The organism is Mesobacterium pallidum (assembly GCF_019966535.1).
Classification (GTDB): Bacteria; Pseudomonadota; Alphaproteobacteria; order Rhodobacterales; family Rhodobacteraceae; genus Mesobacterium; species Mesobacterium pallidum.
Window position 1 is genome coordinate 247,643 of record NZ_JAIMID010000006.1, and the last position, 18,859, is coordinate 266,501.

19 protein-coding genes, 1 tRNA gene and 1 pseudogene are annotated in these 18,859 nt (G+C 68.4%); 13 read left to right on the forward strand and 8 right to left on the reverse strand.

Annotated features, from left to right (window positions below):
- Nucleotides 1-119: 119 nt before the first annotated feature.
- Nucleotides 120-875 (forward strand): class II aldolase and adducin N-terminal domain-containing protein, encoded by a 756-nt coding sequence (locus MF270_RS11400; RefSeq protein WP_238366005.1) that lies wholly within the window; start codon nucleotides 120-122, stop codon nucleotides 873-875.
- A 237-nt stretch (nucleotides 876-1,112) separates the two neighbouring features.
- Here MF270_RS11400 and MF270_RS11405 read toward each other — a convergent pair whose 3' ends face one another.
- Both MF270_RS11405 and MF270_RS11410 read right to left on the reverse strand, forming a co-directional pair.
- The gene (locus MF270_RS11405) at nucleotides 1,113-1,583 is read right to left on the reverse strand and encodes a lytic transglycosylase domain-containing protein (RefSeq protein WP_238366006.1); all 471 of its coding nucleotides are present in this window, start codon (nucleotides 1,581-1,583) and stop codon (nucleotides 1,113-1,115) included.
- 93 nt (nucleotides 1,584-1,676) lie between these two features.
- The gene (locus MF270_RS11410; protein WP_238366007.1) at nucleotides 1,677-2,300 is read right to left on the reverse strand and encodes a class I SAM-dependent DNA methyltransferase; all 624 of its coding nucleotides are present in this window, start codon (nucleotides 2,298-2,300) and stop codon (nucleotides 1,677-1,679) included.
- Between the two features lie 73 nt (nucleotides 2,301-2,373).
- Here MF270_RS11410 and MF270_RS11415 point away from each other — a divergent pair, with 73 nt between their 5' ends.
- Together MF270_RS11415 and MF270_RS11420 are read left to right on the forward strand one after the other, a co-directional pair.
- A complete protein-coding gene (locus MF270_RS11415; RefSeq protein ID WP_238366008.1) occupies nucleotides 2,374-3,228 on the forward strand; it encodes an SDR family oxidoreductase in 855 nt (284 codons plus the stop codon).
- A gap of 17 nt (nucleotides 3,229-3,245) precedes the next feature.
- Complete coding sequence (locus MF270_RS11420) at nucleotides 3,246-3,836, forward strand: exopolysaccharide biosynthesis protein (protein ID WP_238366009.1); 591 nt, start codon at nucleotides 3,246-3,248, stop codon at nucleotides 3,834-3,836.
- 59 nt (nucleotides 3,837-3,895) lie between these two features.
- Here MF270_RS11420 and MF270_RS11425 read toward each other — a convergent pair whose 3' ends face one another.
- Both MF270_RS11425 and MF270_RS11430 read right to left on the reverse strand, forming a co-directional pair.
- Nucleotides 3,896-4,801, reverse strand: a complete 906-nt coding sequence (locus tag MF270_RS11425; RefSeq protein ID WP_238366010.1) for a LysR family transcriptional regulator — start codon at nucleotides 4,799-4,801, stop codon at nucleotides 3,896-3,898.
- Nucleotides 4,802-4,996: 195 nt separating this feature from the next.
- Complete coding sequence (locus MF270_RS11430) at nucleotides 4,997-5,899, reverse strand: alpha/beta hydrolase fold domain-containing protein (RefSeq protein ID WP_238366011.1); 903 nt, start codon at nucleotides 5,897-5,899, stop codon at nucleotides 4,997-4,999.
- Between the two features lie 73 nt (nucleotides 5,900-5,972).
- Here MF270_RS11430 and MF270_RS11435 point away from each other — a divergent pair, with 73 nt between their 5' ends.
- From MF270_RS11435 to MF270_RS11445, 3 genes and pseudogenes are all read left to right on the forward strand, one after another.
- On the forward strand, nucleotides 5,973-7,286 hold the full coding sequence (locus MF270_RS11435) for a mechanosensitive ion channel family protein (protein WP_238366012.1): 1,314 nt from the start codon (nucleotides 5,973-5,975) through the stop codon (nucleotides 7,284-7,286).
- A 90-nt stretch (nucleotides 7,287-7,376) separates the two neighbouring features.
- Nucleotides 7,377-7,451, forward strand: a tRNA-Gln gene (locus tag MF270_RS11440).
- Between the two features lie 344 nt (nucleotides 7,452-7,795).
- A pseudogene (locus MF270_RS11445) lies at nucleotides 7,796-8,230 on the forward strand (transposase); the annotation flags it as partial.
- A gap of 132 nt (nucleotides 8,231-8,362) precedes the next feature.
- Here the strand turns inward: MF270_RS11445 and MF270_RS11450 are convergent.
- The gene (locus MF270_RS11450) at nucleotides 8,363-9,043 is read right to left on the reverse strand and encodes a GntR family transcriptional regulator (RefSeq protein WP_238366013.1); all 681 of its coding nucleotides are present in this window, start codon (nucleotides 9,041-9,043) and stop codon (nucleotides 8,363-8,365) included.
- 287 nt (nucleotides 9,044-9,330) lie between these two features.
- Here MF270_RS11450 and MF270_RS11455 point away from each other — a divergent pair, with 287 nt between their 5' ends.
- From MF270_RS11455 to MF270_RS11485, 7 genes are read left to right on the forward strand one after another with little or no spacing between them, the layout of a single operon-like run.
- The gene (locus MF270_RS11455) at nucleotides 9,331-10,371 is read left to right on the forward strand and encodes a TRAP transporter substrate-binding protein (RefSeq protein WP_238366014.1); all 1,041 of its coding nucleotides are present in this window, start codon (nucleotides 9,331-9,333) and stop codon (nucleotides 10,369-10,371) included.
- A 6-nt stretch (nucleotides 10,372-10,377) separates the two neighbouring features.
- Nucleotides 10,378-10,965: a TRAP transporter small permease gene (locus tag MF270_RS11460; RefSeq protein WP_238366015.1), complete on the forward strand. Its 588-nt coding sequence runs from the start codon at nucleotides 10,378-10,380 to the stop codon at nucleotides 10,963-10,965.
- On the forward strand, nucleotides 10,952-12,229 hold the full coding sequence (locus MF270_RS11465; RefSeq protein WP_238366016.1) for a TRAP transporter large permease: 1,278 nt from the start codon (nucleotides 10,952-10,954) through the stop codon (nucleotides 12,227-12,229). Before MF270_RS11460 ends, MF270_RS11465 begins: the two co-directional genes overlap by 14 nt.
- Entirely contained in the window at nucleotides 12,229-12,939 is a 711-nt protein-coding gene (locus MF270_RS11470) for an aspartate/glutamate racemase family protein (protein WP_238366017.1), read from the forward strand. Before MF270_RS11465 ends, MF270_RS11470 begins: the two co-directional genes overlap by 1 nt.
- Nucleotides 12,936-14,441: an amidohydrolase family protein gene (locus tag MF270_RS11475; protein WP_238366018.1), complete on the forward strand. Its 1,506-nt coding sequence runs from the start codon at nucleotides 12,936-12,938 to the stop codon at nucleotides 14,439-14,441. The genes MF270_RS11470 and MF270_RS11475 overlap by 4 nt, the downstream gene beginning before the upstream one ends.
- Nucleotides 14,438-15,304, forward strand: coding sequence for a polysaccharide deacetylase family protein (locus MF270_RS11480; protein WP_238366019.1), 867 nt, complete (start codon nucleotides 14,438-14,440; stop codon nucleotides 15,302-15,304). Before MF270_RS11475 ends, MF270_RS11480 begins: the two co-directional genes overlap by 4 nt.
- 3 nt (nucleotides 15,305-15,307) lie before the next feature.
- A complete protein-coding gene (locus MF270_RS11485; protein WP_238366020.1) occupies nucleotides 15,308-16,054 on the forward strand; it encodes an aspartate/glutamate racemase family protein in 747 nt (248 codons plus the stop codon).
- A gap of 298 nt (nucleotides 16,055-16,352) precedes the next feature.
- Here the strand turns inward: MF270_RS11485 and MF270_RS11490 are convergent, their stop codons facing one another.
- The 3 genes from MF270_RS11490 to MF270_RS11500 are packed head-to-tail and all read right to left on the reverse strand — an operon-like array spanning nucleotide 16,353 to nucleotide 18,852.
- A complete protein-coding gene (locus MF270_RS11490; protein ID WP_238366021.1) occupies nucleotides 16,353-17,096 on the reverse strand; it encodes an aspartate/glutamate racemase family protein in 744 nt (247 codons plus the stop codon).
- Nucleotides 17,096-18,376: a TRAP transporter large permease gene (locus MF270_RS11495; protein ID WP_238366022.1), complete on the reverse strand. Its 1,281-nt coding sequence runs from the start codon at nucleotides 18,374-18,376 to the stop codon at nucleotides 17,096-17,098. Before MF270_RS11495 ends, MF270_RS11490 begins: the two co-directional genes overlap by 1 nt.
- Nucleotides 18,373-18,852: a TRAP transporter small permease gene (locus MF270_RS11500; RefSeq protein WP_238366023.1), complete on the reverse strand. Its 480-nt coding sequence runs from the start codon at nucleotides 18,850-18,852 to the stop codon at nucleotides 18,373-18,375. The genes MF270_RS11495 and MF270_RS11500 overlap by 4 nt, the downstream gene beginning before the upstream one ends.
- Nucleotides 18,853-18,859 lie beyond the last annotated feature (7 nt).

Sequence of the window (18,859 nt, forward strand, 5' to 3'; positions counted from 1 at the left end):
ACATGGGGCATCTATGCCCAAGCCGCGGGCGGGATCAAGAGGGGCCGCGCAGGCCGGGGGTGGTGTTTGCGCCGCGTCACGCGCATGTTGCAGACACAGGATCAGCAGGAGACCCCGAGATGACCGTCACCGAGATGCGCCGCAACCTCGACCATTGGCCCGAGCGGGTCGACCTGGCCGCCGCCTTCCGCTGGACCGAGCGGTTGGGGATGCACGAGGCGGTGGCGAACCATTTCTCTCTGGCGGTGAACCCGGAGGGGACGCAATTCCTGATGAACCCCAACCAGGTGCATTTCCGGCGCATCACCGCGTCGTCGCTGCTGTTGCTCGATGCGAATGATCCCCGCGCGATGGACCGGCCCGACGCGCCCGATCCGACCGCCTGGGCGCTGCACGGCGCGATCCACCGGCACTGCCCGCAGCACCGCTGCGCCATGCATGTCCATTCGATCTTTGCCACCGTGCTGGCGAGCCTGGAAAATTCCCACCTGCCGCCGATCGACCAGAACTCGGCCATGTTCCACGACCGGCAGGTGATCGACACCCATTACGGCGGGCTGGCTTTCGAGGAAGAGGGCGAGCGCTGCGCAGCCCTGCTCACCGACCCGAAGAAATTCGTGCTGATCATGGGCAACCACGGGGTGATGATCTTTGGCCGCGACGTGGCCGAGACCTTCAACCGGCTCTACTACTTCGAGCGCGCGGCCGAGACCTATATCCGCGCCCTGCAGACCGGCCAGCCGCTGCGGTTCCTGCCGCCCGCCGTGGCCGCGCGAACCGCGGACGAGATCGAAAGCTACCCCGGTCAGACCGAGCGGCACCTGAGCGAGTTGAAGGCGATCCTGGACGAGGAAGGGTCGACTTACGCGAGCTGACGGGCCTGCGTGGTTTCGGATCGCATTGCGATCCGACCGGGGCCGGCGGCTGCGCCGCCGGCAGGCACCAGCAAAGCTGGCGCCAAAGGGGGGCCTTGCCCCCGGCGCGTGCCGCGCCTCCCCCAAGGTATTTGGAAAACAATGAAGATGGGGCGCGGCGCCCCTGCTTTCACTTTTCCTGAAATACTCCCGCCGGAGGCGTCCCGAACCGGAGCCAGGGGCGCGACGGCAGGGCAGTCAGCGGAGGCCGGTTTCCTCGAGCAGGCCGCGCCGCTTGGCCTCGTAGTAGTAGCCGCGGGCATACCATTGCACCGCCGTCGCCTCGTCGCCGTCCGAGACCATCCAGGCGCCGCGCAGGTATTTCACCGCGTAGGTCAGGTTCGTCTCGGCATCCAGCAGGTCCGAGGGCTGGCCCTGGAAGCCCATCGAGCGCGCCGTGGCCGGCAGGATCTGCATCAGGCCCCAGTAGGGCCCGTTGCGCGCGGCCGGGTTATGCGTGCTTTCGCGTTTCACCACCCGGTGCACCAGCGTGCGGGGCACCTCGTATGCGTCCGCGTACTGGTTGATCAGCGCGCGCAGCTCGGGCGTCTCGTTCGGGAAGAACGGGATCGCGTCGGGCACGGGCGCCACTTCGGTGCGCGGGGCGGTAGAACAAGCCGCGAGCGGCAGGGAAACGGCAAGAAAGCAGGCAAGCAGCAGGCGAGTCATCGCGGGGGTCCGGGGACAGCTATGGTTAATCCCGGTTTAGAAAGCGGCAACGGACCTGCCCAGCCCCCTCGTGTCGGCTCGGCAAGGCGGCGCCTATGCGCGGCGGAATACCGCCAAGCGCGAGAGATCATCCGCGTGCTCGCCCGCAGACCCCGGCGCGAAAATGCGCCGTTCCAGGCTGTGCAGCCCCGTGATCCGGTCCGAGAGCCGGGAAAATCCGGCGCCGAAGCCCGCGACGTCCCAGTGCGTCGCCTTGATCGACAGCACGGCCAGCGCGCCCGGCGCCATGGTTCGGATCACCTCGTCCAGCGCTTCGGGGCCGACGTGGCCGGTGGTGAAGGTGCCCGCGCAGGTGACGCCGGCATAGGCGCCATCGGCCACCGGCAGCCGCGCCAGCATGTCGCCGGCGAAGCAGCTGCGGTAGATGCCCTTGGCCGCCGCGACGCGCAGCATCTCGGGTGAGAGGTCCGTCGCGTCCAGCGGACCGATGCCCAGCCGCGCCAGCGCTGCGCCGCAAAGCCCCGTCCCGGCGCCCAGGTCAAGGACCGGCCCCTGCCCGCCCGCCCCGGCAAAGGCGGAGGCGACTTCCTCGGGCAGGCGGTAGCCGGTCGCCTCGGCGAAGCTGCGGTCATAGGTCTCGGCCCAGCCGGCATAGAGCCGGCGGCTGTCGTCGGGGCTGGCCAGCGCATAGGCGGCCTTGAGGTCGGGATCGGTCATGGTGCGATCCTGCGGGGCCGGGCCTGCGACGGCAAGACTTGAAACCCCTGGCCCGCCGCGCCACTTTCGCGCCATGACAGGAACGCTTCTCATCTTCGGGCATGGCTACAGCGCCGCCGCCCTTTCCCGCCAGCTCGTCCCGCAGGGCTGGACGGTCATCGGCACCACCCGCAGCCCCGATCGCATGGACGCCATCGCGGCCATGGGCGCGACCCCGGTGCTGTGGCCCGGCGACGACATCACGCCCTGGCTGGATCGCGCGACGCACGTGCTGGCCGGCGCGGCGCCCGGGCCGGAGGGCGACCCGGTGCTGGCTGAACTGCAAGACGAGATCGCAGGCCGCGCGGCGCGGCTGGCCTGGGTCGGCTACCTTTCCACCACGGCGGTCTATGGCGACCACGACGGCGGCTGGGTGGACGAGGACACGCCGCTCGCCCCCGCCAGCAAGCGCGGCGCGGCCCGAGCCGAGGCCGAGGCTGCCTGGGCCGTGATCCCCGGCCTGCCGCTGCACATCTTCCGCCTGCCCGGCATCTACGGCCCCGGCCGCGGCCCCTTTGCCAAGCTGAAGAACGGCACGGCGCGCCGGCTGATCAAGCCCGGCCAGGTGTTTTCGCGCATCCACGTGGACGACCTGGCCCGCGCGCTGGCCCTGTCGATGCAGGCCCCGCAGCCCGGTGCGATCTACAACGTCTGCGACGACGACCCGGCCCCGCCACAGGATGTCATCGCCCATGCGGCCGACCTGCTGGGCCTGCCCCTGCCGCCCGCCGAGGATTTCGAGACCGCAGACCTCACGCCCATGGCCCGAAGTTTTTACGGCGAAAGCAAGCGGGTGCGGAACAGTCGCATCAAGGAGGCGTTAGGATACCAGTTGACCTATCCCGATTTCCGCAGCGGCCTGGCATCCATCCTCGCCGCAGAGAGCTGACCCGAAGGACCACGCCCATGACCGCAGCGGCCGACCCGACCAGCCTCAAGGACCTGCTTGAGAGGGTGCGCAGCGCTTCGGAGGGCGAGCGGACCGGGTTGCGCGAGATCATCCAGCACGTGGGCGAACGGTCCTTTGCCCCGGCGCTGCTGGTGCCCGCGCTGCTGCTGGTCTCGCCCCTGTCGGGCATCCCGGGCACGCCGACCATCGGCGCAGCGATCATCCTGATGATCTCGCTGCAATGGCTGGCGGGGCGCGATCACCTCTGGCTGCCCGATGTGCTGATGCGGCGCGAGATCGCGTCGAAACACATGCAGAAGGCGCTGGACTGGCTCGACCGGCCCGCCCGCTTTGTCGACCGGCACTCGGGCAAACGGCTGCGCGCGCTGGTGCACGGCCCGTCGCGTTACCTGTCGATCCTGGTGATCTGTCTCATCGTGATCACCTGGCCCTTCCTCGAACTGCTGCCCATGGTCACCTCGACCGGCGCCTTTGCCGTGTCGCTGCTGACCATCGGCCTCATGCTGCGCGACGGGGTCTACGTGGTGGCCGGCTATGCCTTTATCGGGGTGCTGGGCGGCGTCATCTACATGGTTGCCGGCATGTGAACGGAAAAGGGCCCCGCGCCAAAGCGCAGGGCCTGTCCTCTTTGCAAGAATGCCCGGGCTTACCAGTCCGCGGGCCCTTTGTCCCCAAATTCGTGCACGAGGAAATCGATGAAGGCGCGGACCTTGGGCTGGGTGAACCGGCCCGGCGGGTAGACCGCGTAGATGCCCTGGGTCTCGACCGGCAGGTCCGGGATCACGTCCACGACCTCGCCCCGCTCCATCGCCTCGGAATAAAGGAAGCTGGGCAGGTAGGCGATGCCAAGGCCGGCGGTGCAGGCGTTCAGCAGGCTCTGGCCGTCGTTGACGCTAAGCCAGCCGGCCGTGCGGATCTGGCGCTTTTCGCCCGAGGGCGCGGTGACTTTCCAGACGTTGCCCGAGGACTGGCTGGAATAGTGCAGCAGCTTGTGGTCATTGAGGTCGTCGATCTTGGACGGGCGGCCGAATTTCTGCAAATAGCCCGGCGAGGCGATCATGCGCTTGGTCGTTTCGGTCAGCTTGCGGGCGCGCAGGGTGCTGTCCTCGAGCTCTCCGATGCGGATGGCCATGTCGAAGCCTTCCGAGATCAGCTCGACGAAGCGGTTGTTGAGCACCATGTTCACGGTGATATCCGGGAACTCGGCCAGGAAGGTTCCCAGCACCGGGCTCAGGTGGTTCACGCCGAAATCGGTGGCGACCGAGATGCGCAACAGGCCCGAGGGCGCGGATTGCATCGAGGTGACCAGCGCATCCGCTTCGCCCGCGTCGTTCAGCACACGTCGGGCCCGGTCGTAGTAGGCCAGGCCGATCTCGGTCGGGCTGACGCGGCGCGTCGTCCGGTTCAGAAGCCGCGCGCCAAGGCGGGCTTCCAGCGAGGACACGTGTTTCGAGACAGCGGATTTCGATATCCCCATCTTCTTTGCCGCGTCCGTAAAGCCGCCCTGGTCCACCACGGTGGCAAAGGCTTCCATTTCCGTCAGACGGTCCATACCAGCACCTCTGCTATTTCCTTGGCGGTCAGGTATGGCGGTGAATTCGGGCAGCACTGGGGCGCGGGGCGGACAATATCGGGATTTCACGCCGCACTGTGGATCACATCGAAACCAGGTGACGCGGCCAGGGGATGGGGAAACCGCGCAAGCCGGACAGGGTCCGAAAGCGTCCGTGGGGAAACCGCGCGGGTGTCAGGCGGCCAGTTCGACCAGCCCCGCGATCACCTCGTCAAAGGCCGCGCGGGCGCGGGTGACGCTGTGGCGCGCGCGCAGGTGGCCATGCACGAGGCCCCGCGAGACGGTCAGCCTTGCGGGGACGCCCGCCGCCTGCAACCGGGCAAGGTAGGCTGTGCCGTCATCGGCCAGCGGGTCGCATTCGGCGACCCAGATCCGTGTCGGCGGCAGGTTCGAGAAGTCGGTGTCGCGCAGCGGCGCGTGGGTGGGATCATCGTCGCGCGTGGCCCCCTTGACCTGCGCGTAGAAGGCCACGTCGCGGGTCGTCAGCATCGGCGCCTCGGCATGGTCGAGATACGAGCCCCGGGTCATCTCGCCACCCAGCCCCGGGTAGATCAGCACCACCCCGTCGATCCGTGGCCCCCCGGCCCGTGCCGCATGGGCCACGGCGGCAGCCAAGTTGCCCCCCGCGCTGTCGCCCGCCAGCAGCAGCGTGCCGGGCCAAAGCGCGGCCGCCGCCCGGGTCGCGGCCAGGCTATCGTCGAAAGGCGCCGGGTGCGGATGCTCGGGCACCAGTCGGTAGTCGACCGCCAGCACTCGCAGCCCGGTGCGGTCGCAGATCTCGGCGCAGACGTCGTCGTGGCTGTCGAGCCCGCCGACCACGAAGCCCCCGCCATGGAAATAGACCACCGTCGCCTCGGGCGCGCCGCGCGCGTAGAGCCGGCAAGGCACGCCGCCAACGGCAAGGTCGCGCACCGACAGCCCGTCGGGATAGCCGGCAAAGAAGGCACGGCACATGGCGTCGTAGACCCGCCGCTGCCCGGCGATGTCGAGGCCGACCGCATCGGGCGGGTAGCAGCTGTCGGTCTTGCGGATGAAGGCCCAGGTCTCGGCGTCGATCAGCTGGTCGTAATCGGTCATCGGTATCCCCTATTTCCTTGCCGCATCGGAAGGATGCAGTAACATGCCGGAATATCCAATTGAATTCAGACCCATGCGCCGCCTACTCCTTTACCTCATGCTTGCCGGCGCCCTGCTGGCCCCCGCCGTTTCCGCGCAGAACCAGCCGCAAGGCACGATCGAGGTCGCGGACAGCGCCCAGCAGGACGCCGCCATCGCGGTGCGCATCCGCGACATCCTGCACGAGCTCGACGGCTACGAGGACATCACCGTCTCGGTCAGTTCGGGCATCGTGACGCTGCGCGGCACCACGCTCGACACCGCCTCGGCCCAGCGGCTGAACGAGCTGGTGGCCCGGGTGCAGGGCGTCGTGGCGATCGAGAACGAGGTGGTCGAGACGGCGGACGTGGTGCGCCGCCTGAACCCGGCGCTCGAGCGGTTCCGGACCCGGGCCACGCAGCTGGTCATCGCCCTGCCGCTGCTGGCCATCGCCGCGGCGGTCTTCCTGCTGGTGCTGCTGATCGGGCTGCTGCTGGCCCGCATGCGCCAGCCCTGGGAACGGCTCGCCCCCAATGCCTTCATCGCCGACATCTACCGGCAGGTGGTGCGGCTGGTCTTCGGCATCGCGGGGCTGGTCATCGCGCTTGACGTGCTGAACGCCACGGCGCTCTTGTCGACCATCCTTGGCGCGGCGGGGATCGTCGGCCTTGCCATCGGTTTCGCCGTGCGCGACACGGTCGAGAACTTCATCGCCTCGGTGCTGCTGTCGGTGCGCCAGCCCTTCCGGCCCAACGACGCGGTCGAGATCAACGGCGACGAGGGCAAGGTGATCCGCCTGACCAGCCGCGCGACGATCCTGCTGAGCTATGACGGCAACCACATCCGCATACCCAACGCGACCGTGTTCAAGAGCCGCATCGTCAACTACTCCCGCAACGCCGAGCGGCGGTTCCTCTTCGACCTGGGCCTCGCGCCCGACAGTGACCTGAAACGCGCCGTGCAGGTGGCGCAGCAGACGCTGACGGCCCTGCCCTTCACCCTCGCGACCCCCGCGCCCGACGCCTGGATCGACGGGGTGGGCGACAGCACGGTCACGCTGCGGCTGATCGGCTGGATCGACCAGACGCAGACCTCTCTGGTGGCAGCCCGGGGCGAGGCGATCCGGCTGTGCATGTCCGCGCTGACCGAGGCCGGAATCGCCATGCCCGAGCCCACCCTGCGCCTGATCGGCGCCGGCGGCGCGGGGCTCGAGGACACGGCACCCGCGCCGGTCGCCCCCCTGCCCGCCCGGCCCGATCACGCCATGGACGTGCAGGCCCAGGCCGAGCACGAGCTCGAGGCGATCGTGGACCAGGAACGCAAGGACGACGTCGAAGACCTGCTGGCCCGCGACGCCCCCACGGAATGAGCGCCGCGCGACCTTCGGCAAGATTCGTCCCGGATTCGTGATTTCAGGTCTTGCGGAGCGCGCAGGAGGATTCTACATAGCCGCCCACGTTGGGGTGTAGCCAAGTGGTAAGGCAACGGTTTTTGGTACCGCGTACCGTAGGTTCGAATCCTACCACCCCAGCCAGCATCAAACTCTCAGAAACTTGCAGCCACATAATGGGACGCCCCGCCTCCGGAACACTTTTCCGGTTAATCTGGCGTGACGATGGTTGCCCCGGGTCGCCGCGATGCAGATCACTGCATCGGTCATGGTGGTTGCGATCCGGCGCGGGTCTTTCACCCCGGTGAGCAGGCTTTGACGCCATGACGTTTGCGGTAGAAGGAACCCTCATGAGCCGCGGATAGATCGGCGTGGCAGGTCTGGCCCTGAGTGGCCTTTCAAGGAGAGCACTGTAGGTAGACGCGGCCCTATTGCACAAATCGTGCAAGGGATTCATTTCGTGAATCCAGTGCGGTAGCCGGGGATGCATGAGTAGCCCGGCACCCCCGACCTACAGGACCAGAAACTGGCCAGCCTTGACGAAGCGCTCAAGCGTCGGGGCTCGCTGACGATCCGGTTCGACCCCGGTATAAGCTGGGAAGCCGTACCGACAAGCAGGCGTGGCCGGCAACTGACCTATGGCGATGCCGCCATCCAGACCTGGCTTTCGATGAAGGGTGAAGGGCGTCCCGCTATTGATCCCGTGGATCGATTCAGCCCTGAACAGGCGGAACCCCGGGCTCTTCGGCACGGTGCTCCGACAGACGACCGGGGTCGTCGAAAGCCTCCTGCGGCAGGTTGGCCCCGTCTGGACCGTGCACCACTTCAGCACCCTATCCTGCCGCCAGAAGACGCTGGCCGTGAACATCCGGTATCGCGGCTCCAGGGGGCCGCTGCACCTGCTGATCCGCTCTCGTGACATCGCGTCGTGATGCACGGCCGGGCAGTGGACGGCACCAGGATCAAACTCGAGGGCGAAGGCGAGGCGCGCGCCTACCTGGCGACGCTGGGCGGGCAGCCCGGCGCCGCGTAGGACCCGCGTCACCCCGGGGGCGTCACCGGCTGCCGAAGACCTCCTCGAGGCTCGGCCGGGCGGGATGCACCGGCTCGAGATCCAGGCTCGACGCGATCCCGTCGATATGCGCGGCGATGACCGCATCCAGGGCAGCCTCGTTCCCGGCCAGCAGGGCCTCGACGATCCCGGCATGTTCGCCGTGTGAGCAACTGCCCTGGTCGGGCTTTTCGTACAGCTGGATGATCAGCGATTCCCGCGCCACCAGGTCGGCGAGGTAGCGGCGCAGGACCGTGTTGCCCGAGATCTGCGCCAGCAGCAGGTGGAATTCCCCCGAGAGGGCGATCATGCGCTGGCGGTCGCCGGCGTCATGCGCGGCGCGCTCCTTGTCGATATGCGCGCGCAGATGTGCCGCCGAGGCGTCGTCGATCCGGGCAGCGGCCTCGCGGGCGATGGCCCGCTCGATGCAATGGCGCGCGACGAACAGGTCGGCGGCATCCTTGACCGTCGGCTGCGCGACCGAGGCGCCGCGGTTCGGCTGGTGATCGACCAGCCCGTCGAAGGCCAGCCGCGCCAGCACCTTGCGGATGGTCCCGCGCGTCGTGTCGAAGATCCGGCACAGCTCGACCTCGCGCAGGCGCTGGCCGGGCAGCAACTGCCGGTCGCCGATGGCGCTGCGGATTCGGTCGTAGACTTGCGTTTCTGCTGCGTTCAGTCGCGCCATCTGGCTGGCTCCGGGTGCGTGCTGCGTGAATCTTAGGCATGGGCGCCGCGGCGTGCAATGGCACCTTCCCCGGCGGCGATCCCTGCCCAAAGATCAGCAACCATCTGTTATCTTTTGGAAATTTTCCGATTCTGCCCGGAAATACCCGGACAAAGCGCGAAAATTGTGCGCAAAATAAATTTGAATTGTTAACAATTAATGCCTCCGCTGACGGGGCAAGTGCCTGCTTCGACATCATCGGGGTGGGCGCCCGGACCCATTGACGCAGACCCAGAGGAGTGTCCCCCATGCCCCGCCTATCCGCCCTGTCGCTGGCCGCCGCCGTCGGCCTGATGCTGGCCACCACCGCCGATGCGCAATCGCTGCGCTGGCTGACGCAAAGCCAGGAAAGCGCCGCGCAATACCCCGCCGAGATCGCCGCGATCGAGGCCGCCGGCGAAGCCGGGTTCGAGGTCACCCGCAACGAATTCCAGGTACTGGGCGTGAACCTCGCCGATGCGCTGCGCCTCGTCGGCTCGGGCGCGTTCGATCTGGCCACCGTGCAGGTCGGCAGCGCGGCCAAGGACGACCCGTTCCTTGAAGGCATCGACCTCATTGGCGTCTCGACCGACATGACCGACCTCAAGGCCGCCGTGGACGCCTACCGCGATGCCTTCAACGCGCGGCTGGGCGAGAAGTTCGGCGCCAAGGCCATGGCGATCTGGCCCTTCGGCCCGCAGGTGTTCCTGTGCAGCGCCGACATGACCTCGCTCGCCGATCTCGACGGGCTCAAGGTGCGGTCCTTCACCGCCTCGATGTCGACCCTGCTGGAAGAGCTGGGCGCGACTCCCGTCACCCTGTCGTTCCCCGAGGTCTACCCGGCCCTGCAACGCGGCGTCGCCTCCTGCGGCGTGACCTCGCCGACCTCGTCCAACACCGGCAAGTGGCCGGAAGTCACGACGCACCTCTACCCGCTGTCGGTCTCGGGCTCGGTGCAGGCGCATATGGTCAACCTCGACTGGCTGAACGGCCTCGACGCCGACACGCGCGAAGCCTTCGAGACGGTCATGGCCGACCTCGAGACCGCGTTGTGGGAACTGGCGATCACCACCAACGGCACCGCGCAGGGCTGTTCGACCGGCGCCGAATGCCCCGAGGGGATCTACACGTCCTATGACATGACGCTGGTGCCCGTGACCGACGCGGACAAGGCCAAGGTCGGCGAGATCGCGGCCACCAAGATCCTGCCCGAATGGGGCGCGCGCTGCGAGGCGTCCTACGAGGGCTGCGTCGAACTCTGGAACTCGACCGTCGGCGCCGCGCGCGGCCTGACCATCACGCTCGAGTAACGGCGCATGACACAGGTCCTCGGGCTGGCCCGGGGTCTGGCCCTCGCGCTCGCGCTTGTCGCGGGCGCGGCGGTCACGATCCTCGCGGTTCTGATCTTTGTCGATATCGTCGGGCGGGACGTCTTCGGCGCCTCAATCCAGGGCACGGACGAACTGGGCGGCTACGTGCTGGCCTTCGTCGGCTCGCTTGGCCTGTCGCTGACGCTGCTCAATCGCGGCCACCCGAGGATCGACATCTTCCTGCGGCTCTTCCCGGCGCGGGTCCGGGCCGGGCTGCACGTGCTGGCGCAGGCCAGCATCGCGGCGCTGGGGATCTTCATGACCTGGCATGCCTGGGGCGAGCTGTCGGAAACCATCCGCTTCGGCGCCGTGACCAATACGCCGCTGCAGACCCCGCTGTGGGTGCCGCAGGCGGTCTGGGTCGCGGGCACCGCGATCTTTGCGCTGGTTGCCTGCCTGACCACGCTGCACGGGCTGATCCTGCTGCGCCGCGACCCGGCGGCGGTCGAATCGCTCTACGGCCCGCCCACCGTCGACGAGGAAGTCGGCCATTACGTCGATCAAACGGAAGGGGCCGGCCATGCTGGGCATTGAAGGCGCCGCCATCGGCTTTGCGTTGCTGCTGTTCCTGCTGTTCATCGGCCAGCACATCGCCACCGCGCTCTTCACCGTCGCGCTGACCGGGGCCTGGCTGTTCTTTGGCGACGCGATGCTGCGGCCCTTCGGCACGATGATGTGGGGGACGCTGAACAACTTCCTGCTGGTCGCCATCCCGCTGTTTGTCCTGATGGGAGAGATCCTGGTGCGTGGCGGCGTGACCGAACGCATGTACCGCGCGCTGGCCGACTGGACGCGGCCCCTGCCCGGGGGCCTGCTGCACACCAACATCGCCGCCTCGACGGTCTTTGCCGCCATCTCGGGCTCGTCGGTGGCAACGGCGGCGACCATCGGCACGGTGGCCTTTCCGACCTTCCGCCGACAGAATTATTCCGAGGCCTGGGTGGCCGGCAGCGTCGCCTCGGGCGCGACGTTGGGCATCCTGATCCCGCCTTCGATCAACCTCATCATCTACGGCGCGATCACCAACACCTCGATCGGGGCGCTGTTCCTGGCGGGCATCCTGCCCGGTATCGTGCTGGCGCTGGCCTTCATGGGCGTGATCATCGTCGCCAGCCTGCTGAACCCCGCCGTGGCCGGGAGACCTGAGCGCATGGCCCCCTGGCCCGAGCGCCGCAAGCGGCTGGGCGACCTCTTGCCGCCGCTCGCCATCTTCGTGCTGGTCATGGGCTCGATCTACCTTGGCTTTGCCACCCCGACCGAGGCGGCGGGCGTCGGCGTCATCGGCGCGCTGGTGCTGACGGCCAGCTACCGCTCGCTCACCTGGTCCATGATGCGCGAAGCCATGCTGTCGACCGTCACCACCACCGCCATGACGCTGCTGATCCTGGTCGCGGCCTTCTACCTCAACTTCATCCTCGGCGTGCTGGGTGTGCCCGGGCAGGTCTCGGCTTTCGTCTCGGGGCTCGAGGTGGGGCCGGTGGTGATGCTGATGCTGCTGGTCGCGCTCTACCTCATCCTCGGCTGCTTCCTCGACGCGCTGGCGATGATGATCGCGACGATCCCGGTGGTGCTGCCGGTGGTCACGCATCTGGGCTACGACAGCGTATGGTTCGGCATCTTCCTTGTCATGATGTGCGAACTGGCACTGATCACCCCGCCGGTCGGCATGAACCTCTACGTCACGCAAAGCGTGCGCGGGCGGGGACAGGTCGGCACGGTGATCCTGGGCGTGCTGCCGTTCCTCTGCTGCATCCTCGCCGTGGTCGCGCTGATCGCGATCTTTCCGGGGCTGCTGTGATGCGCCTGCTGGCGATCAATCCCAACACGTCCGAAGAGGTGACCGAGGCGGTGGTGGCCGAGCTGCGCCGCCTCGCCCCGGAGGTGCAGATCGACGGCGTCACCGGCCGGTTCGGCGCGCGGATCGTGACGACCGAGGCCGAGAACCTCATCGCCTGCCACGCCGCGCTGGACCTCGCAGCCGAACATGCGGGCGGGGTGGATGGCGTGATCCTCGCAATCTCCTTCGACTCTGCCCTGCGGGCATTGTCGGAGCTGCTGCCCGTCCCCGTCGTGGGCCTGACCGAGGCCTCATTGACCGCCGCGACCGACCCCGTCGGCGTGGTGATCTTCGGCGCATCGAGCCAACCGCTCTACGCCCGCCTACTCTCCGGCTACGGCTGCACGCCCGCGGCGTGGGAGGTGGTCGATTTCGCCACCCGCGCCGATTACCTCGATGCGAAAGCCCGCGACGCGGCGGTGCTTGAGGCCGTCGCGCGGCTCGCCGTCGCCGGGGCCGGATCGGTGATCATCCTCGGCGCGGCGGTGGTCGGCATGGCCGAACGGATCGCGCCGCTAGCCGCCCTGCCCGTCCACGACGGCGCGGCGGCGCTGGCGCTGTGTCTGGGCCGCATCGCCGCGGGCGACACCGGACAGCAAAAACCCCGCCCCATCGACGGCAGCATCGGCCTCTCCCCCGCCCTCGCCGCGCTGATCGGAGGACCGGCATGACCGCGACCCTCTTCCGCAACGTCCACCTGCTGGATCTCGACGCGCCAGAGGGCATGAGTTCGGCCACCGACCTGCTGGTCCTCGATGGTCGCATGACGGCGCCGGGCGCCCCGGTCCCCGATGGCGCCACGGTCATCGACGGCAAGGGCGACCTGCTGATGCCCGGCCTCGTCAACGCGCATTTCCATTCTTCCGTGAACCATATGAAGGGCCGGCTGCCCTGCCTGCCGCTCGAGCTCTTCATGCTTTACGAAAGCCCGGCGCTGGAAACCCTGCGCCCCACGCCCCGGCAGGCCTACCTGCGCACCATGCTAGGCTGCATCGAGATGCTGCGCCTCGGCACGACAGCGGTGATGGACGATTGCTTCTTCGTCCCCGAACCCACGCCCGAGATCATCGACTCCGTCGCCCAGGCCTATGCCGACAGCGGCATCCGCGCCACGCTGGCGCTGGACGAGCCGGAACTGTCCGAGCTCGAGAAGCTGCCCTTTCTCGACCGGCTCGCGCCTGAGGCGATGCAGGTTAAACTGGCCCGCCGCCCCAAGCTGACCGCCACCGACCTGCTGGCGCTTTACGACCACCTCGTCACGCGCTGGCACGGCGCCGCGGGTGGCCGGATCGGCGCCGCCGTCTCTTGTTCCGCCCCGCAGCGGGTCAGCATGGATTACTTCGCCGCGCTCGACCGGATCAGCCGCGCCCATGACCTGCCGGTCTTTGCCCATATGCTGGAAACCCGCCTGCAACGGGTGCTGGGATACGAGAAATTCGGCGGCCGGTCGCTGGTGCGCTACACCCATGACCTCGGGCTCCTCAGCGAACGGATGCAGGTCATCCACGCGATCTGGGTGGACGAGGTCGACCTCGACCTCATCGCTGAAACCGGCGCCAACGTGGCCCACAACCCGATCAGCAACCTGCGGCTCGGTTCTGGCGTGATGCCCCTGCGCGAGATGCTGGACCGAGGTATCCCGGTCGCCCTGGGGGTGGACGAGGCGATTGCCGATGACGCCATCAACATGTGGTCAGTGATGAAGACGGCCGGCATGATCCACACGCTGTCGGGCGACGACCCGGACCTCTGGCCCTCGGCCCGCGAGGTGCTGCGCGCTGCAACGGTTGGCGGCGGTCACGCGATGCGGCGGCCGGGGCTGGGCACGCTGGCGCCCGGCGCGCCGGCGGACCTCGTGCTGGTCGACCTGTCGACACTCGCCTTTCTGCCGATGAACGACGTGGTGCGCCAACTGGTGCATGTCGAAACCGGCAGCTCGGTCCGCCTGACCATGGTCGCGGGCCGCGTGGTAGCCGAGGGCGGCCAGGTGACCTCGGTGGACGAGACAGCGCTGTTGGCCGAGGCGCGCGAGGTCTTCACCGGCCTCGCCCCCGTGCTGCGCCGCGCCGCCGACGAGGTCGCGGACCTGCTGCCGGTCTACCGCGCCATGCACGACCGCGCCGTGGCGCGCGACGTCGGCATGACCCGCAAGCTGCGAAAGGGGCTCGCATGACGTTACCGTGGAGCTATTCGGCCCTGCCGACCCGGCCCGAAGGCACATGGCCGAACGGCGCGCGCATAGCACTCTGGGTCGCGGTGGGGGTCGAGAGCTACCGGCCCGATGAGGGCATGACCGAAGACATCCTGCCGCGCGGCGCCGCGCCCGACCTCGTCAACGCGGCCTGGCGCGACTACGGCAACCGGGCGGGCGCGTTTCGCCTGTTCGACCGGCTGGCGGGCATCGGCATCCGGCCTGCCGTTCTGCTGAACACCAACCTCTACGACGAGGCGCCCGAGGTGCTGGTTGCCGCCCGCGCCGTGGGGGCCGAGATCGTGGGGCATGGGCTGTCGAACTCCGACAGCCTGACGGACCTGCCCGCAGGCACGGAGGCCGCTTACGTCGCCAAGGTCGCCGGACGGATCACGGCAGAGGAAGGCGCGGCGCCCGGCGGTTGGTCTTCGCCCTGGCTGGTGCATACGCCGACCTCGCTGGCCAGCCTTGCGGGGGCGGGCTATCGCTACCTGCTCGACCTGCGGCTCGACGACCAGCCGGTGTGGCTGGACACGGGCGCGGGCCGGATGCTCGCCATACCCTACGCCGCCGAATTGAACGACAGCACGACCATGGTGGGCCGCCAGGCCGATGCGCGCAGCTTTGCCGCCATGCTGCGGGACGAGGCGGCGGAGCTCAGCCTGTCCAGGCACCCGGTCGTCATGAGCGTGGTGCTGCACAGCTTCATCACCGGCCAGCCTTGGCGCCTGCGCCCGGTGGCCGAGGCGCTGGCCCAGATCGCCGCGATGGACGGCGTCTGGTGCGCCACCCCGGCCGAGATCTTTGCCGCCGTTCAGGCGAACCCGGCGCTGGCGGCGGGCTGAGCCATGCGGATCCTCTTCATCAACCCGAACACCTCCCAGGCGATGGCCGAGGTGATGGCCACCGAGGCCCGCCGCATCGCCGCGGCGGGAACGGTGATCGACGTCTGCTCGGCACCCTTCGGGTCGGCCTATATCTCGACCCGGGGCGAAGCGGCGGTGGCCGGGCACGCGCTGCTGACAGCGCTCGCACAGAATTACGACGGCCATGACGCGGTGATCGTCGGCGCCTTCATCGTGCCTGCGGTCACGGCGGCGGCCAAGGAGCTCTGCCCTGTGCCGCTGATCGCGACCGGAGAGGCGGGGCTCGCCGCCGCGTCGCTGGTCGGGCAGAGCATGGCGATCCTGTCCATCGGCGATCCGGCCCGCCGCATGACCGAAGAGACGGTGGCCGCGACGGGCCTTGCGGCGCGCGTCGTGTCGATCCGCGACATCGGCCTGACGGGAACCGAGCTGACCGAGGACCAGCCCCGCGCCGATGCCACGGCCGTGGCGCTGGCGCAGGCGGCAGTGACCGAGGACCGGGCCGATGCCATCGTGTTGGGCGCGGGGTCGATGGAGGGCATGGCGCGGCGTATTCAGCCCCAGGTGCCGGTGCCGGTGATCTCTCCGGTCGGGGCGGCGGTCTGCATGGCCGAGATGCTGGTGCGGTTGGGGCTGCCGAAGGCGACGGCCGGGAGCTATGCGCGGGCGTCGGGCGTGGAGATGACGGGGGTGGACCCGGTGTTGATGCGGTTGATGCGGGGAGATTAGCCGCGCTTTCGTCCGAGAGGCGCATCACTTCCAATGCGCACCCGCGCGGAATCAAGGCCGCAGGCCGCCGCGCATCATGCCGGAGGCATGTCTCCGACATGACGGGCCGCCCGTCGCACCAAAGGTGCGCCGAGTTATTTTGGCCCGCCTATGGCGGGACGGTCCGGCGATTTCGTGAGGCTGAGCGCTTCCTTCGCAGGTCTTTCGGATTTGGCCGGGATAAAGTGCCCCCCACATCGGTTGGATCGCCGCACCGCGGCCCGACGTTGCACGGCTCCGCTCCGAAATCGCTAACGAGCTATTCGTCTCGTGCAATATGCTTGGCCAATGCCGCCGGCAACCCGGTCGAGGGCTTACCCGGCGGTCGCCGGTAGCTGCCCCCCGACGCCCCCAGCGGAGCCAATCGGACCAGCGCAGCAGCCTGCAACACTGCCGCCTGAACGGGGTCGATCAGCACGGCATCGACCTCTGTGCGCAGGCTCGGCGCCATCCCGGCCAGGGGCGCGCCGGACAGGATCAGCACGTCGGCCCCCGCCGCCACCGCCCGGTGGCATTCCGCCACCAATGGCCCGCGCAAGTCGCTGTCGATCTCGCCGATATTGCCCAGCGGCACATCGGGCGTGAAGGTCCCGGCAAAGCGGGCCGACAGCTCCGCCTGCCGCACCTGCTCGTTGTACCAGGGCGCCATCCGGGGCGTGAAGGTCACGAAGGCAAACCGTTGCCCCAGCATGCAGGCCGAGAGCATCGACGCCTCGGTCATGCCCGTGACCGGCAGGTCGAACGCCTCGCGCGCGGGCAGAAGCCCCGGGTCTCCGAAGGCGGCGATCACGGCGGCATCGACCTCCGCGCCCCGCCGCGCCAGCACGTCCAGCACGCCGACCCCGGCACAGGCCGCCTCGGCGCGGGAGGAGATGTAGGGAAAGCCCTCCTCGGCCGTGACCGAGACCAGCTCCACATCCGGCGGCAGGACCGCGCGGGCGGCGCGGTCCAGCTTGTCGGTCAAGACCTGCGAGGTGTTCGGATTGATCAGCAGGATCCGCATCAATAGCCCATCGCACGCGGCAGCGCCGTCACCACGCCCGGAAACAGCATGCACAGCAGCAACACCGCGTACATCGCCGCGATGAAGGGCCAGCTTTCGCGCACCAGCTCGGTCATCTTCACCCCCGTGATCCCGCAGACCACGAAGAGGATCACCCCCACCGGCGGCGTCAGCATCCCGATCACCAGGTTCAGCACGAAGAGGAACCCGAAATGCAGCGGGTCGATCCCGAATTGCAGTGCGATCGGGTGGAACAGCGGCACCAGCATGATGTTGGCGGCGTTCGATTCCAGGAACATGCCCACCACCAGCATCATCACCGCCACGAGGCAGAGAAAGATCAGCGGGCTGTCGGTGATCCCCTTGATCGTGCCGGCCAGTTTCATCGGCAAGAGGTCGATGGTGAAGAGGAATGTGACCGTCGAGGCAAAGGCGATCATCGCGCCGACCATGGCGGTGGTCTTGGCGGCGGTCAGCAGCACCTCGGGCAGGTCCGAGAGCCTCAGCTTGCGGGTGATGAAGAACCCGATGACCAGCGCGTAGACCACGCCGATGGCCGCGCCCTCGGTCGGGGTGAAGGCGCCGATGACGATGCCGCCGATGACCACGACCGGCATCATGAAGACGATGACCGACCGCCGCGTCTCGCGCAGGGCGTTCGCCAGGCTGAAGCCGTCCCCGGCCAGCGGGTAGTCGCGCTTCCAAGAGATGAACCAGCAGATCGCCATCAGCGCGAGGAACAGGATCAGCCCCGGCACCACGCCGGCCATGAACAGCCCGCCGACCGACACGGTGGACCCGGCCATGAAGGCATAGACGATCATCGCCCCGGAGGGCGGGATGATCGGGCCAAGGTTGGCGGCCGCCGCGACGACGCCCGAGGAAAAGCCCAGCCCGTACTGCTTTTTCAGCGAAGGCACGAGGGTGGAGCTGAGCGCCGAGGCATCGGCGACAGCGGCGCCCGAGACCGAGGCAAGCCCGGCGCCCGCGATGATCGACACCTGCGCCAGCCCGCCGCGCATCCGCCCGATGAAGGCGTTGGCGAAGTCCACGAGCCGATCCATGATCCCGCCCTTCAGCATCAGCTCTCCGGCGATCATGAACAGCGGAATGGACATCAGCGGGAAGGAATTGACCGCGTTCATCATGCGGCTCGGCATGATGGACGGGTCGAAATCCGCCAGCCACAGCCCGAACATGGCCGCGCTGCCCAGGGAAAAGGCCAGCGGCATGCCAAGGGCCGCCAGGACGAAGAAACAGACGATGACGGCGAGGCTCATGGCAATTGCGTGTCCGGATCGGCCGCCATGTGCAGAAGGTGCAGCGCCGAATGCAGCACCCCGGCGATGACGGGAAAGAAGAAGACGGCAGAGGTGACGTTGATCGCGCCCATCCGCTCGGACCAGGTGGCGCCGGCGACCTGGAAGGTGGCCCAGGTGACGATCAGCAGCATCACCCCGGCCAGCGCGCTGGTGAAGCGCTTGACCAAGCGGCGCGGCAGCACCGGCAGGCGGTCGACAAGCAGGTCGATGCCCACATGGGTGCCGTCGCGGATGCCCAGAGGGATGGCGACGAAGATCGTGGTCACGAACGCCAGGCGCGAGACCTCGTCGGCCCAGTCGAAGGAGGCGTTGAAGCCGTAGCGCATGACCACCTGGGCGGTCACCACGCAGACCATGATCGCGGCGGCGATGATCGCGACAACGCGCGCGCCTGTGTCGGCGCGCGCGAGGATCGCGGGAACGATCGTCTTCATGGACGGA